Consider the following 13,967-nt stretch of genomic DNA (forward strand, 5'->3'; position numbering starts at 1 on the left):
TTAAACCGCCTATTATACTCACAAATCCATGCCGGACTCATGCACCGGACGAAACTCTTGAGTACAATAGCCACTTTCAACATTCCGATCCCAAAATACAGGAAACCCTGATGATTCTGCTGCAGACAAACTTCGGTGATATCAAACTGGAACTGGACTACGAAAAAGCCCCGGAAACCGCCAAAAACTTCGAACAGTACGTTCGCGACGGCTTCTACGATGGCCTGATTTTTCACCGCGTTATCAGCAACTTCATGATTCAGGGCGGCGGCTTTGAGCCTGGCATGACGCCGCGCAAAACCCGCGAACCTATCCAGAACGAGGCTGACAACGGCCTGAGCAACATGGTCGGTACCATTGCCATGGCCCGCACCATGGACCCCCACTCCGCCACCGCCCAGTTCTTCATCAACGTTGAGAACAACGGTTTTCTGGACCACACCGCCAAGAACGCAGAGGGCTGGGGCTACTGCGTATTCGGCAAGGTGGCCGAGGGCATGGATACCGTCAACAAGATCCGCGCCGTTCGCACCACCATGCGCGCCGGCCACCAGGACGTCCCGTTTGAGGACGTAGTGATCGAAAAAGCCGAGGTTCTGGAGGACGCGTGACCACGCTGTTTATCTCGGATCTGCACCTGGAAGAATCGCGCCCGGATATTACGGGCGCGTTTCTGTCCTTCCTCAAAGACAAGGCTCTGGGCGTTGAGCGTCTTTACATTCTCGGCGACTTTTTTGAAGCCTGGATTGGAGATGACGAGCGCACACCGCTGCAGGAACAGGTGGCGGCGGCCTTGCGGGAGGTGCGGGACACAGGCACCGACATTTACCTGATGCACGGCAACCGGGACTTCCTCATTGGCGAAGACTTCTGCGCGCGCGCCGGCGCCACTCTGCTGGATGATCCAACGGTAGTGGATCTGTATGGCACAACAGCCCTACTGATGCACGGTGACAGCCTGTGCACGGCCGATGTGGAATATCAGAAGTTCCGGGCCAACATGCGTAACCCGCAAACCGTGAAAATGCTGCTCGCCCGCCCACTCAAAGACCGTCAGCTGATGGCACGGCAACTGCGGGAAATCTCCATGGCGAAGAATCAGGGCAAGGCTGAGACCATCATGGATGTGACCCCCGAGGAAGTCGTGAAAGAACTGGAAGCTCATGACGTCCAACTGATGATTCACGGCCATACCCATCGCCCCGCCATTCATGAACTGGAAGCCAATGGCAGGCCTGCCCGCAGGATTGTGCTGGGGGACTGGGACGAGAATGTCTGGTGGCTTGAAGCCAGCAAGAACCAGCCCGTTGCCCTGAGGCACCAGCCACTCGCTGACTTCTAGGTACTGGACGGCAGCGGTACTGCTGCCAGAAATCAAGAGTGGTCTTTCACCCACTTACCGTCGGCTTTGTGGTATTCCTGTTTTACCGCCGCCCACGCGACGCGATGGGCGGTTTCTTCACGATCGGCGTCGCCACGGCGGTCTTCAGGGTTGCGGTACTCTTCCCAAGCCGAATTGAACGCTTTGCGATAAATCTCCTGGGCGTGCGCAGGCAGATTGTTTCGAACCCCGTCTGGCAGATCGGATTTGCGATCGTAAGGCATCGTTTACCTCCTTTTGCCAAGAGATGATCCCCATAGTTAGCAGCGTTACCGCCAGGGCTTTAATGGCCGGGTATTGGCACGAGCCGCCAGATACTCAGGACGCCGTTTACTTCCGCAGAATGGCTCCACAAGGTGGTTGTCCACGCTGTTGTAAACAAAGAACAGATTGGCTCGAGGCCAGGGCGACATGTTCCGGTTAGAGGCATGCAGGGTATTGCACTCAAACAATAGCAGAGACCCTGCCGGACCGGTGGGCGCCTCAATACCATGTCGATTTGCCAGCTGACCTACAGCATCACGGGACGGCACCCCTGCTGTCTGCTTCTGCAGTGACTGTGTCCAGTTGTTCTCAGGCGTGGCACCGGCACAGGGCACAAAATACTCATGCGAACCGGGAATCAGCATCAACGGGCCGTTGAAAGCATTATTATCCGTCAGCATGATCGACGCGCTCACGGCCCGCATGGCGGGCATCCCGTCTTCCGTGTGCCAGGTTTCAAAATCCGAGTGCCATTCAAAGCCATTGCCGCAAAATCCCGCCTTGCTGTTAATCCGGGACTGGTGGATGTAGACGTCTCCGCCCAGCAACTGCTGCGCTATACCCAGCAATTCAGGATCACGAGTCAACCGATGAAACGCCTCGGAAGTCTCATGCATCGCAAACACCGACCGGATTTTCTCGCGATTTGCATCCATGATCACTTCATCCCGCTCACAGAAGGCCTTGTCCTGAGCCATGTCTCGCAGCTCATCGAAAAAACCCGCCACCATCTCCGGGGTAAAGAAGTTCTCGAGCCACAAGAACCCATCCCGCTCAAATTGTGCCAGCTGTTGCTGGGCCAGTGGCCCTTGCTCGCGCTGCGCCCCCGCGCTGTGAACGATCGGCTCGTGCCGGGGAAACATGTTTCCTGCGTTTTCCTCTCTGCTTCGGTAAAAGTCAGCTCGTTGTAACATGATGATGAAACCTCATTACTCTGCAAATGAGGTTTCAACGTAACAATCGCAACATGCCCCAACTACAACATAGGTTATAAAGGGAAACCGCTATAAGTTACTGAAAAGTAAGGCTATAACGCATCGCTTTCGGTAGGTTCCCGATAGCTTTCAAGGCGTTTCAGCCAGCCTGGAAGCCACCGCTCTCGCTCAATGGGCATCTCTGCGTTCTCGGCCCGCCGGGTAAGCACCCGGCCGGCCGCGTCGCGAAAGCGCTCCAAGGCCGTATCGGCCTTGCCGGGTTCCATTTCCAGCAGCACCTGACGCAGCCCCCACCCTTGCCCCCTGTAGACCTCTTGTGACGATAAACCCTCACCTTTGAAATTCACATAATCCATCAGGGCATAGACGCCGCCAGGTCTCTTTGAAAGTTCAGTAATGTGTGCTGTCACCGTGTCCCGCTGATCATCCGGCACGGCTTCTATAACCCGGTGCAGAGATTGCTCTGCTCGCTTGAAAATGAAGGCCACCTGAACGGCTTTGGTTCGGTCCAGAAAGGCACGCAGTTCCGCCAGTCGTTGACTGCCTGCGGCTTCAATAAACGCGTTCTGGTCCGGCCATGGGGCATCCGGTACCGGATCTTCCGTTAACCAGTCAGGCATCGCCACTGCGCGGGCTTTCATGAAGCGAATCAGATCAGGGAAACTCTCCACAAAACGCTCGTTCACGCCCTCGGGGTACCAGATAAAATGCCCGATGCCCAGCGATGGAAAGGCCTCTCCCTGATTCCAGTGCACCAGGCAGTCATAGCGCCCGGCACACTCATTACGAAATATCTGCTCACCAACCCATTCCAGTTGCCGCTCGGAGAGCGCAAGCGCTGGCACGGCCGGCTTCCGAGTCAACTGATCCGCCAACACCACGGTGAGAATGGCCACTATAAGGCCGACCACAAGCCACTTGTGCACGCTACTCTCTCTCAGCAACAAAACCAGTACCTATCGGTGAATCAGAGTGAAAGAGCAGGCTGAACGATCGCCGCATATACGCCACCGGATTGCTCAGACCTTTTCAGTCAGTTGTAACTTTGAACCCGCCCTCACCGGATATACACCACTCACTGGCATCCCCGCAAATCCCCTGCCACCCAAAAGCTTCACAAGAACTCATCCATAAGCGCTTCCAGATCCCGGGTATCTCGAGGCTTGGCCCGACAGGCCGTTGTTCCGGCATCAACACAGGCCTGACGATAGTCCTGGCTGCGGTTCGCAGAGATGGTCACTATTGGTGTGTATACCGGGAGGAGATTCTGATGGCGAATGGCCCTGATGGCTTCGATTCCATCCATAAAAGGCATTTCGCCGTCCATCAAGACCAGGTCCCAGCGATCATCCGCAACGGCCAGGAGTGCCTCCACACCATCACAGACGCCGGTCACCTGAACGCCCAGGTTGGAGAGCTTCTTGCACATCACCATCCGTACCCCCGCATCGTCATCCACTACAAGCACTCGGACAGGCAGTGAAAACCCCAGTCGACTCGCCAGGGGCTCCGGTCTGGACGGCGAACGCGGTGCCGGGTTCTCTTCCAGAATGGTCGAAATGCGCTCCCCACCAAGCATCAACCTGACCCAACTCCTCAGAGCCAGAAACATCAGTGCCAGCGCCAGAAGACTCGTCAGGGGAGCATGGTATGGGAGCCAATAATTAATAAACCGTATTTTGAAGTTCGAAAACAGCGTCCACTCCAGGGCAATCAACGCTGCCACTCCGGCAATCGTGATTAGTGAGGCAGAGCAAGGCCGCCGCACCAGCGCACCCGATGCGCTCTGATCTCTGAATGGGAATCTGATTCTAGTTTCCTTAAATTCACTCGAAATGTAACTCCAACCTAACAACCCATCATTTAAGCGTCGTTAACATAGGTTAAACCGAGACGATTACCGCGATGCGCCAGCCTCCTACCGAGCCTTGCCCCAACTTCATACCTTTGCTATCAATAGTTTTTCAATAGGCGGCACGAAGGGAAGCAAATCACATGGAAACCGGCTGCATTATCAAACACTTCGAGAGCTACGCCCCTATCTCCCGTTCTGAGGCAGAGCTGCTGGCATCCCTCGAGAAAAATCCCAAAGACTACGGCAAGAACAGCTATGTGTGGTGCCAGGGGGATACACCCGGAGATTTCTACTCGCTGAAGCAAGGCTGGGCTTACTCCTTCAGAGACCTGGAGGACGGCACCCGTCAGGTGCTGGACGTCTACGTGCCGGGTAATGTGATCGGTTTGAGGGACTATGCGTTCCGGAGTCGTGTATCCGGCTTGAGGATGCTCACGGACGGAGTGCTGTGTGCCTTTCCCCGGTCTCGTCTGACAGAAGTCTTCGCGGAATCCTTGTTGCTTTGCAACATTTTTTTCACGATCGGATCACGAGATCAGGCCATCCTGATTGAGCGCCTGGTTAACCTGGGACGCCGGTCCGCGCGGGAAAAGGTTGCTCATTTCCTGGTTGAAACCGTCTATCGTGTGGACAGGACCGTTACCCAGCCAAACCAGCCACTACACCTTCCCCTCACGCAGTCACTGATTGCCGACGCTCTTGGCCTTAGTGCCGTCCACGTAAACAGGGTGTTTCAGGAGCTCAAGGACGAGGGATTGGTTAGCTCGCCCAGCTCTGGGGTTCAGCTACAAGACCTGAAGCGTCTCAAGGAAATTGCAAGGTTCGACCCGACCTATCTCGAGGAAGATATCCAGGCTGCCATGGGCGAGGCTGGGCAATTCAGGCAGTTATAGACCAGGACCGTGCAAGCACCATCACCAGGCAAGAGACCCTTGAGATCGCTGCCTTCCATCCACGACGAAGTTACGCGGTATCCTTGACCTTGTGTTCGGCTAATTCTGCCTTGATGGCGTCAGGGATGGGAACAGACTTTTCATTTTCGTAATCGAAGTGAATCAGTGTCGCGACACCACGGGCGATCTGCTTGCCATTCTGCCAGGCCTCCTGAACCACCTGGAACGAGCTGTTACCAATGTTGCCCACGCCGGTTCTGATCTCAACGGGCAAGTGCCAGTAACTCTGGGCCAACAGGTCGATCTCCAGCCGAGCAATGATCAGCGGCCAGGTTTTTACGTCCAGCGACGGGTGGAAAATCCGAAATATCGGAGTACGTCCCTGTTCGAACCAGACCGGCAGGGAGGTATTGCTGATATGGCCAAGCGCATCGGTATCACTGAAGCGAGGCTGAATGTCGAGGGTAAACATGGGCATAGTCCTGCTGTGAAAGAGCGCAAACTATACACACAAATTCTCTCGCGAAAAAAATCCTGTGGCGTTAACCACAGGATTTTCCGCTAGTACTTTGGTCGCAGTTACTGCTCCACAAAAGCCCGCTCAATCACATAGTGGCCCATGTCGCCACCACGGGCTTCGCGGAAGCCCATGTTATCGAGAATGGCACAGGTGTCCTTCAGCATGCTCGGGCTGCCACAGATCATGAAGCGGTCCTGCTCCACGTCGAAATCCGGCAACCCCAGATCCCGTGTGATCTTGCCGGTTTCCATGGCATCCGTCAGACGACCCTGGTTGCGGAAGGGCTCCCGGGTCACGGTCGGGTAATACACCAGCTTGCCACTGACCATCTCACCAAAGAATTCGTTCTCCGGCAGTTCTTCAATCTCTTGCTGGTACGCCAGCTCGGAGATGTAGCGCACACCGTGGGTGAGAATCACCTTGTCATAGGCTTCGTAAACTTCCGGATCCTTGATGATGCTCATGAACGGTGCCAACCCGGTGCCGGTGCTGATTAGCCAGAGATTTCGGCCCGGCAGAAGATTGTCCAGTACCAGTGTACCCGTCGGCTTGCGGCTGACCAGAATCTCGTCACCCACTTTGATCTGTTGCAGGCGCGAGGTCAGCGGGCCATCAGGAACTTTGATAGAGAAAAACTCCAGCTCTTCTTCATAGTTCGCACTGGCGATACTGTAGGCGCGCATCAACGGTTTACCATCCGTCTCCAGACCAATCATCACAAAATGACCGTTCTTGAAGCGGAAGCCGGGATCCCGACTGGTCTTGAAGCTGAACAGCGTATCGTTCCAGTGGTGCACACTGGTTACGGTTTCTTTCATCAGGTTGCTCATGGGAGCCCTCGCCTATTAACGTCAGTCCATCAGGAATTGAGAATAGTTTAACCTTTTGCTTGAAATCGACAAAACGGGCTGTTTTCATAAGGCTATTCGATTTTTCCGATAAACAATTTCCACCGGAAGACACCTCATGAAATACAGCTTTCGTCAGCTCGAAGTTTTCCTGGCCGCCGCCCATTTCCAGAACATCACCCGGGCTGCCGAATCGCTGGCTATGTCCCAGTCCGCCGCCAGCAGCGCCCTGAAAGAACTGGAGAATCAGTTCGATATCCAGCTCTTTGACCGCGTGGGCAAACGGCTGCAATTGAACGAGCTTGGCCGCCTCTACCGGCCCAAGGCAGAGTCCCTGCTGGCGCAGGCCACGGAACTGGAACAGGCCTTCAGTAAACATTCAGAAGTCGGCGCCCTGAAAGTCGGTGCGACTCTGACTATAGGGAACTATCTGGCCGTGGGCGTGATGGCCAAATACATGAATACCCCTACCCGCCCGAAAGTTTCACTGGAGGTGGCCAACACCAGCTCCATAGCCCGCCGAGTCCGGGACTTCGAATTGGATATCGGTCTGATTGAAGGCGAGCTACAGTCCCCGGAGCTGGAGGTAATTCCCTGGCGGGAAGACGAACTGACGGTATTCTGCTCTCCGTCACACCCCCTGGCCCGAAAACAGGCTCTGACCGACGAGGACCTTCGTCAGGCGGTCTGGATTATGAGGGAACCGGGATCTGGCACGCGGCAGAGCTTCGAACGGGGGATGCACGGCCTGTTGCCAGACCTCAACATCCTGCTGGAACTGGAACATACCGAGGCCATCAAACGGGCCGTAGAGGCGGATCTGGGCATCGGATGTCTGTCCAAAGTAGTCCTGGCCGACGCTTTCAAACGCGGTAGCCTGGTCCCCCTGAGCGTCCCCGACTATCGGAAATTCGACCGTCAGTTCTACTTCATTCTGCACAAACAGAAATACCGCAGCGCCGGAATCGCCCGCTGGATGTCACTTTGCCAGGAGCTTCAACCTGCCAGAACCGGGCCGCTGTGAAAGCGGAACTCGGAATCCGGAGATTCGATCAGCTTCTGCTCGATAGCCAGAAACTCCGCGACGCGGTCATCCACCGGGCCACCATTGGCCTGCTCGGCCAGCTTCAGGTAATCCTGGTAATGACGTGCCTCGGATTTAAGCAGGCTGTTGTAGAACTCAGCCAGCTTTTCATCCAGCGAGGGAGCCAGTGCCGCAAAACGCTCACAGGATCTGGCCTCAATAATGGCGCCGACGATCAAGACATCGACCAGCCGCCCGGGATCTTCTGTTCGTACCGCTTCCCTCAGGCCGGCGGCATACCGTGCCGGTGACAGATGGGTATAGGTAACCCCCCGCTTTTTCATGATCGCCAGTACCTGCTCGAAGTGCCTGAGTTCCTCACGGGCCAGACGCGACATCTTGTTGAGCAACTCGGTGTTGTCCACGTAACGGTACATCAGACTCAGCGCCGTGGACGCGGCCTTTTTTTCACAATGCGCATGGTCGATCAGCAGCAGGTCCTGGTTTGCCAGGGCGCTGTCAATCCAGGTTTGCGGGGTACGGCACGGTAGGAAATCGTGAATTTCTTGCAGGGCGTCGTTCATATCGCGGTTCAGGCTGAAAATTCGGGAGGCCGGAGTATAGCGCACTTAACAGATTCCTCCGACCTCTGTCCAACTTAACTTTATAAGGGGTTTCCTATAGAATGCAGCGCCAGATCAAGGAGTCTCTGAATAAATCCTGAAACCCCATCAGTGATTTGAGGCGTTATTCAGAGGCTCCTGCGGCCTTTTCGCCAAAAAACTCCCGCCGGGCATCACGCCCACAGCGCGGAACATTCCAACTGATGAGGGTCCATATCGTGTTAGAAGCCTATCGTGAACACGTTGCCGAACGTGAAGCCCTGGGTATTCCCCCCAAGCCCCTGAACGCCGAGCAGACCGCCGCCCTGGTTGACCTGCTGAAGAACCCGCCGGCCGGTGAAGAAGAAACCCTGGTTTACCTGCTGGAAAACCGCATTCCGCCGGGCGTAGACGAAGCTGCCTACGTTAAGGCCGCTTTCCTGTCTGCCATCGCCAAGGGCGAAGCGACTTCCCCGCTGGTCAGCAAAGAATACTCTGTGAAGCTGCTGGGCATGATGCAGGGCGGTTACAACATCGAGACCCTGGTTGAGCTGCTGGACAACAGCGAGCTGGCCGAACTGGCCGGTGAGCAGCTGAAGAAAACCCTGCTGATGTTCGACGCCTTCAACGACGTGAAGGAAAAGATGGACGCCGGCAACGCCGTCGCCAAGTCTGTGGTTGAGTCCTGGGCCAACGCCGAGTGGTTCACCAACAAGAAGAAGGTTCCCGAGAGCACCAAGATGGTGGTGTTCAAGGTTACCGGCGAAACCAACACCGACGACCTGTCTCCGGCCCCGGATGCCTGGTCCCGCCCGGACATCCCGCTGCACGCCCGCGCTGCCTATAAAATGGAACGTGACGGCCTGAAGCCGGAAGAGCCCGGCGTAACCGGCCCGATGAGCCAGATCGACGAAATCAAGGCCAAGGGCCTGCCCGTTGCCTTCGTTGGCGACGTAGTTGGTACCGGTTCTTCCCGTAAGTCTGCCACCAACTCTGTTCTGTGGTTCTTCGGTGAAGATATCCCGGGCGTGCCGAACAAGCGTGCCGGCGGTGTCTGTATCGGTAACAAGGTTGCCCCGATCTTCTTCAACACCATGGAAGATGCTGGCGCCCTGGTATTCGAGGCCCCGGTTGACAACATGAACATGGGCGACGTCATCGAAATCCGCCCGTACGAAGGCAAGATCCTGAACGAAGCCGGCGAAACCATCTCCGAGTTCAAGTTCAAATCTGATGTGATCCTGGACGAAGTTCAGGCCGGCGGCCGTATTCCGCTGATCATCGGCCGTGGTCTGACCAACAAGGCCCGCCAGGCTCTGGGCATGGGCGCTACCGACATTTTCCGTCTGCCGAAGGATCCTGAAGCTGGCGACAAGGGTTTCACCCTGGCCCAGAAGATGGTTGGCAAGGCTTGTGGTCTGCCGGAAGGCAAAGGCGTTCGTCCGAACACCTACTGTGAGCCGCACATGACGACCGTAGGCTCCCAGGACACCACTGGCCCAATGACCCGTGACGAGCTGAAAGACCTGGCGTGTCTGGGCTTCCAGGCAGACCTGGTGATGCAGTCCTTCTGTCACACCGCCGCTTATCCGAAGCCGGTTGACGTTGAAATGCAGCACACCCTGCCGGACTTCATCCGCACCCGTGGCGGTGTTTCCCTGCGTCCGGGCGACGGCATCATCCACTCCTGGCTGAACCGCATGCTGCTGCCGGACACCGTAGGTACCGGTGGTGACTCGCACACCCGTTTCCCGATGGGCATCTCCTTCCCGGCCGGTTCTGGCCTGGTGGCCTTTGCCGCTGCTACCGGCGTTATGCCGCTGGATATGCCGGAATCCGTTCTGGTTCGCTTCAAAGGCGAAATGCAGCCTGGCATCACCCTGCGTGACCTGGTACACGCCATCCCGCTGTACGGCATCAAGCAGGGCATGCTGACTGTTGAGAAGAAGGGCAAGATCAACGAATTCTCCGGCCGTATCCTGGAGATCGAAGGTCTGGAGCACCTGACTGTTGAGCAGGCATTCGAACTGTCTGACGCCTCTGCCGAGCGTTCCGCTGCCGGTTGTACCATCAACCTGTCGGAAGACTCCGTGGCTGAGTACCTGCGTTCCAACATCGTTATGCTGCGCTGGATGATTGCTGAAGGTTACGGCGATCCTCGTACCCTGGAGCGTCGCGCCCAGCAAATGGAAGAGTGGCTGAAAGATCCGAAGCTGATGCGTGCTGATAAAGACGCGGAATACGCCCACGTGATCGAAATCGATCTGGCTGACATCAAAGAGCCGATCGTGTGCTGCCCGAACGATCCGGACGATGCCAAGTTCCTGTCAGAAGTGGCGGGTGACAAGGTAGACGAAGTGTTCATCGGTTCCTGCATGACCAACATTGGTCATTTCCGTGCCGCTGGCAAGCTGCTGGAGCAACACAAGGGCGCCCTGAGCACCCGTCTGTGGATGTCTCCGCCCACCAAGATGGATCAGCAGCAGCTGATGGAAGAAGGCTACTTCAACACCTACGGCACCGCCGGTGTTCGCACCGAGATGCCGGGCTGCTCCCTGTGCATGGGTAACCAGGCACGTGTAGCACCGAAGTCAACGGTTCTGTCTACCTCTACCCGCAACTTCCCTAACCGTCTGGGTGATGGTGCCAACGTGTACCTGACCTCCGCGGAACTGGCAGCTGTGGGCGCGGTACTGGGCAAACTCCCGACTCCGGCGGAGTACATGGAGTACGCCAAGGACCTGAACAGCATGTCCAAAGAGATCTACAAGTATCTCAACTTCGACCAGATGGAAGAGTACACCCAGAAGGCGTCTGAGGCTTCCGTAGCCTGAGATCTTCTGAGGTAGCCTACCTCTGATCTGAAAACGCCAGCCTTCGGGCTGGCGTTTTTTTTGGTCCTGACACACAAACCCATGACCAGCGACACTCCATTATTCAAGGACAAAAAAAAGGGCTCCCGAAGGAGCCCCTTATTCAGTGCAGGTGAATTATCACCGTTCGATGTGCTGGTACTCACCGGCATCAGAAGTGGCCAGAGTCACCACAACGATAGCGACAAACGCTGCAATAAAGCCCGGAATAATCTCGTACACACCGGGGCCACCCATGAACTCACCGTTCCAGCCCAGAGAGATCCAGATCATCACGGTGGCTGCACCCACAATCAGGCCAGCCAGTGCGCCTGCACCGTTGGTACGCGGCCAGGTCAGAGCCAGAATGATCAGCGGACCAAAGGCAGCACCGAAGCCCGCCCAGGCGTTACTGACCAGTCCCAGAACCTGGGAATCCGGATCAGACGCGATAAAGGCTGCCACCAGGCCAACCGCCACAACACAGGCCCGGCCAACATTGACACACTCTTTATCCGTGGCTTCCTTGCGCAGGAACAGACGGTAGAAGTCTTCGGTCAGCGAGGCGGAGGAAACCAGCAACTGACTGGAGATGGTACTCATGACTGCCGCCAGCAGCGCGGCGTACAGGAAACCGGTAATCAGCGGGTGGAACAGCAGATCTGACAGAACAATGAAAATGGTTTCCGGATCAGCAACGTCCAGGCCATTACGTACAGCGTAGGCACGGCCAAACACACCCAGCGCGATCGCGCCAATCAGGGAGATGCCCATCCAGGACATACCGATATTACGGGCCGTCCCTACCTCACCCACGGTACGGATAGCCATGAAACGTACGATGATGTGCGGCTGGCCGAAATAGCCGAGCCCCCAGGTAACTGCCGACAACCAGCCAATCACCGTGAGCCCTTCCGTCCACGACAGGAGCGTTGGATCCACACTGTTCAGGGTCTCGGAAGCCTGGGCGAAACCACCACCGCCTTCGCCGAACAGCACTACTGCAGGCATGATGACCAGAGCGAGCATCATGATGCAGCCCTGCACGAAGTCCGTCATGCTCACCGCGAGGAAGCCGCCGACCACGGTGTACGCCAGCACCACACCCAGGGTGATCACAATACCGGCGGCGTAGTCGCTCATGCCACCGAAGTTAAAGATACCAGCGAAGGCGCTTTCAAACAGCTTGCCGCCGGCAACCAGGCCAGAGGCGGTATAAACCGCGAAGAACAGCACGATAACGATGGCGGATACTGTGCGCAGCGGCAGAGCCTTGGTTGGGAAACGGTTGGCCAGAAACGCCGGGATGGTGAGTGCATTGCCATAATGCACGGTCTGCTCCCGCAGCCGGGGTGCAACCACAACCCAGTTAATGAAAGCACCAACAAACAGACCGATACCAATCCAGGCCGAGGCCAGACCGGTAACATAAAGGGCGCCGGGCAAACCCAGCAGCAACCACCCACTCATATCTGATGCGCCGGCTGACAACGCCGCAACTTTAGGACTGAGGGCACGGCCCCCCAGCATGTAATCCTCAGCAGTGGCTGATGATGTGCGCATGGCCCAGAGGCCAATTACGATCATCAGGGCGAAATACGCAAATAGACTGATCCAAACTCCAATAGCCATATGGCTCCTCCGGTTTTATGAGTCGGATAAGATCCGCTCGATTGGCACAACACCAGATCAAAGATCGGCACTGTGTGCCGTTTTTTTGTATGTCTCGGATTCGTCAGACCTGTAGCAAGAATCAACTTGCCGGGATTCCTCATTGAATATAGCTGATCGCCAGATCTTTGCGACCAGCCAGCTCAGCTCCGGAGCCTCGGTCCTCGGGCGATATAAATTAGTATTACTACGGATTCGAGGCTTACAAAATCCTACGATTATTTTGCAGAATCCTACGGGACTGACGTCAAAACCTACGAATCCACGCCTGAATCAGGCCACATGTTCATTCAGTTGTAGCCTGGAAGGTGTAATGCCCCGATGTTTTCTGAGCGCGTTGGTCAGCGCACTTTGCGATGAAAAGCCGGTGCGGTAGCTGATTTCAGAAACCGAAAGCGAGGTCGAGGAGAGTAGTCCAACCGCCTGATCGAGCCGGGTTTGCAGCAGAAACTGATGCGGCGTTGTCCCGGTAACCTGCCGGAAAATCTCATGAAACCGGCTCACACTCAGGCATGCGACACCGGCCAGATCCTGAACGGTTATCTTGCGGTGAAGATTGCCGACGATATAGCGGCGGATGTCCTCGGGATTGAGACTGTTTCTGTTACTGGAAACGGGGGGCCGGTCGACGATGCGCTCAGCCATGCAATGAAGAATACTGGCGGCGAGGTGCTGATGCAGCGCCCGGTTATCCGGTGAACGGTCGAATTCACCGGCGGCAAACTGGACCAACCCCTGAATACGGTTATCCATCTGTACCGTACGCGGCTTCTCAAACAGCCGCATCAACTTGTCGTAGTCCGAGTGCAGTGGTGTCGACAGTGCTGCGCAGAAGGGATCAACATCGATGACCAGCACGTGGTTTTGCTGATCACCACAATAATCGTGGCGCGCCTCTGTAGGTACCAGACAGGCTTTCCAGGTGTCGAGGCAGGCACCGGATCCATCAATGCTCAGCTCCGCCTGCCCGCGCACACCGACCACGATCTGGTGGTGTTCATGGTGATGCTGTTGGGCAGCCGTGGGTAGCTTCAAAAGTTTCGCGTTGAGCATTACTACTGAAAGCCGTTATCGAGAATGTTCCTCAATTAAAGCAGAACATTACAAAAAGTGCACGAAAAC

The 13,967-nt window shown here is 56.2% G+C and carries 14 protein-coding genes; 5 read left to right on the top strand and 9 right to left on the bottom strand.

The annotated features are described in order from the left end of the window. Positions 1 to 110 precede the first annotated feature (110 nt). Both ACAM27_RS13185 and lpxH read left to right on the top strand, forming a co-directional pair. Complete coding sequence (locus ACAM27_RS13185) at positions 111 to 611, top strand: peptidylprolyl isomerase (RefSeq protein WP_011785324.1); 501 nt, start codon at positions 111 to 113, stop codon at positions 609 to 611. Then, a complete protein-coding gene (gene lpxH / locus ACAM27_RS13190; protein ID WP_113879022.1) occupies positions 608 to 1,342 on the top strand; it encodes a UDP-2,3-diacylglucosamine diphosphatase in 735 nt (244 codons plus the stop codon). The genes ACAM27_RS13185 and lpxH overlap by 4 nt, the downstream gene beginning before the upstream one ends. A 32-nt stretch (positions 1,343 to 1,374) precedes the next feature. On the opposite strand, the gene chaB is transcribed toward lpxH, so the two are convergent. The 4 genes from chaB to ACAM27_RS13210 form a co-directional block, all read right to left on the bottom strand. Further along, positions 1,375 to 1,605 carry a putative cation transport regulator ChaB gene (gene chaB / locus ACAM27_RS13195; protein WP_011785326.1) on the bottom strand — a complete coding sequence of 77 codons (231 nt, stop codon included), beginning with the start codon at positions 1,603 to 1,605 and terminating at the stop codon, positions 1,375 to 1,377. A gap of 45 nt (positions 1,606 to 1,650) precedes the next feature. Continuing rightward, positions 1,651 to 2,508, bottom strand: coding sequence for an ectoine hydroxylase (gene thpD, locus ACAM27_RS13200; RefSeq protein ID WP_226538086.1), 858 nt, complete (start codon positions 2,506 to 2,508; stop codon positions 1,651 to 1,653). 164 nt (positions 2,509 to 2,672) lie between these two features. After that, on the bottom strand, positions 2,673 to 3,506 hold the full coding sequence (locus ACAM27_RS13205; RefSeq protein WP_023009940.1) for a hypothetical protein: 834 nt from the start codon (positions 3,504 to 3,506) through the stop codon (positions 2,673 to 2,675). Between the two features lie 188 nt (positions 3,507 to 3,694). Further along, positions 3,695 to 4,306, bottom strand: a complete 612-nt coding sequence (locus ACAM27_RS13210; RefSeq protein ID WP_226538085.1) for a response regulator — start codon at positions 4,304 to 4,306, stop codon at positions 3,695 to 3,697. 269 nt (positions 4,307 to 4,575) lie between these two features. Here ACAM27_RS13210 and ACAM27_RS13215 point away from each other — a divergent pair, with 269 nt between their 5' ends. Then, entirely contained in the window at positions 4,576 to 5,328 is a 753-nt protein-coding gene (locus ACAM27_RS13215; RefSeq protein ID WP_022991769.1) for a Crp/Fnr family transcriptional regulator, read from the top strand. 70 nt (positions 5,329 to 5,398) lie between these two features. Here ACAM27_RS13215 and ACAM27_RS13220 read toward each other — a convergent pair whose 3' ends face one another. Both ACAM27_RS13220 and ACAM27_RS13225 read right to left on the bottom strand, forming a co-directional pair. Continuing rightward, entirely contained in the window at positions 5,399 to 5,800 is a 402-nt protein-coding gene (locus ACAM27_RS13220; protein ID WP_011785331.1) for a thioesterase family protein, read from the bottom strand. A gap of 107 nt (positions 5,801 to 5,907) precedes the next feature. Further along, positions 5,908 to 6,678 carry a ferredoxin--NADP reductase gene (locus tag ACAM27_RS13225; protein ID WP_011785332.1) on the bottom strand — a complete coding sequence of 257 codons (771 nt, stop codon included), beginning with the start codon at positions 6,676 to 6,678 and terminating at the stop codon, positions 5,908 to 5,910. Between the two features lie 136 nt (positions 6,679 to 6,814). Here ACAM27_RS13225 and ACAM27_RS13230 point away from each other — a divergent pair, with 136 nt between their 5' ends. Then, the gene (locus tag ACAM27_RS13230) at positions 6,815 to 7,720 is read left to right on the top strand and encodes a LysR family transcriptional regulator (RefSeq protein ID WP_023009938.1); all 906 of its coding nucleotides are present in this window, start codon (positions 6,815 to 6,817) and stop codon (positions 7,718 to 7,720) included. Here ACAM27_RS13230 and ACAM27_RS13235 read toward each other — a convergent pair. Next, complete coding sequence (locus ACAM27_RS13235; RefSeq protein WP_031210476.1) at positions 7,693 to 8,304, bottom strand: tRNA-(ms[2]io[6]A)-hydroxylase; 612 nt, start codon at positions 8,302 to 8,304, stop codon at positions 7,693 to 7,695. The genes ACAM27_RS13230 and ACAM27_RS13235 overlap by 28 nt on opposite strands. 257 nt (positions 8,305 to 8,561) lie before the next feature. Between ACAM27_RS13235 and ACAM27_RS13240 the strand changes: the two genes are divergently transcribed. Further along, positions 8,562 to 11,156, top strand: coding sequence for a bifunctional aconitate hydratase 2/2-methylisocitrate dehydratase (locus tag ACAM27_RS13240; RefSeq protein WP_031210475.1), 2,595 nt, complete (start codon positions 8,562 to 8,564; stop codon positions 11,154 to 11,156). A 159-nt stretch (positions 11,157 to 11,315) separates the two neighbouring features. Here ACAM27_RS13240 and putP read toward each other — a convergent pair whose 3' ends face one another. Both putP and ACAM27_RS13250 read right to left on the bottom strand, forming a co-directional pair. After that, entirely contained in the window at positions 11,316 to 12,806 is a 1,491-nt protein-coding gene (gene putP / locus ACAM27_RS13245; RefSeq protein WP_011785336.1) for a sodium/proline symporter PutP, read from the bottom strand. Between the two features lie 312 nt (positions 12,807 to 13,118). Continuing rightward, positions 13,119 to 13,898 (bottom strand): AraC family transcriptional regulator, encoded by a 780-nt coding sequence (locus tag ACAM27_RS13250; protein ID WP_369612111.1) that lies wholly within the window; start codon positions 13,896 to 13,898, stop codon positions 13,119 to 13,121. Positions 13,899 to 13,967: the final 69 nt, after the last annotated feature.

Source organism: Marinobacter sp. RI1 (assembly GCF_041155085.1).
In the GTDB taxonomy this organism is placed as follows: domain Bacteria; phylum Pseudomonadota; class Gammaproteobacteria; order Pseudomonadales; family Oleiphilaceae; genus Marinobacter; species Marinobacter nauticus.

Excerpts from the sequence above, each read along its gene's own strand:
- ACAM27_RS13185 (WP_011785324.1), top strand. The coding sequence starts at position 111 with ATGATTCTGCTGCAGACAAACTTCGGTGATATCAAACTGGAACTGGAC.
- chaB (WP_011785326.1), bottom strand. The coding sequence starts at position 1,605 with ATGCCTTACGATCGCAAATCCGATCTGCCAGACGGGGTTCGAAACAAT.
- thpD (WP_226538086.1), bottom strand. The coding sequence starts at position 2,508 with ATGTTTCCCCGGCACGAGCCGATCGTTCACAGCGCGGGGGCGCAGCGC.
- ACAM27_RS13215 (WP_022991769.1), top strand. The coding sequence starts at position 4,576 with ATGGAAACCGGCTGCATTATCAAACACTTCGAGAGCTACGCCCCTATC.
- ACAM27_RS13220 (WP_011785331.1), bottom strand. The coding sequence starts at position 5,800 with ATGTTTACCCTCGACATTCAGCCTCGCTTCAGTGATACCGATGCGCTT.
- ACAM27_RS13225 (WP_011785332.1), bottom strand. The coding sequence starts at position 6,678 with ATGAGCAACCTGATGAAAGAAACCGTAACCAGTGTGCACCACTGGAAC.
- ACAM27_RS13230 (WP_023009938.1), top strand. The coding sequence starts at position 6,815 with ATGAAATACAGCTTTCGTCAGCTCGAAGTTTTCCTGGCCGCCGCCCAT.
- ACAM27_RS13235 (WP_031210476.1), bottom strand. The coding sequence starts at position 8,304 with ATGAACGACGCCCTGCAAGAAATTCACGATTTCCTACCGTGCCGTACC.
- putP (WP_011785336.1), bottom strand. The coding sequence starts at position 12,806 with ATGGCTATTGGAGTTTGGATCAGTCTATTTGCGTATTTCGCCCTGATG.
- ACAM27_RS13250 (WP_369612111.1), bottom strand. The coding sequence starts at position 13,898 with ATGCTCAACGCGAAACTTTTGAAGCTACCCACGGCTGCCCAACAGCAT.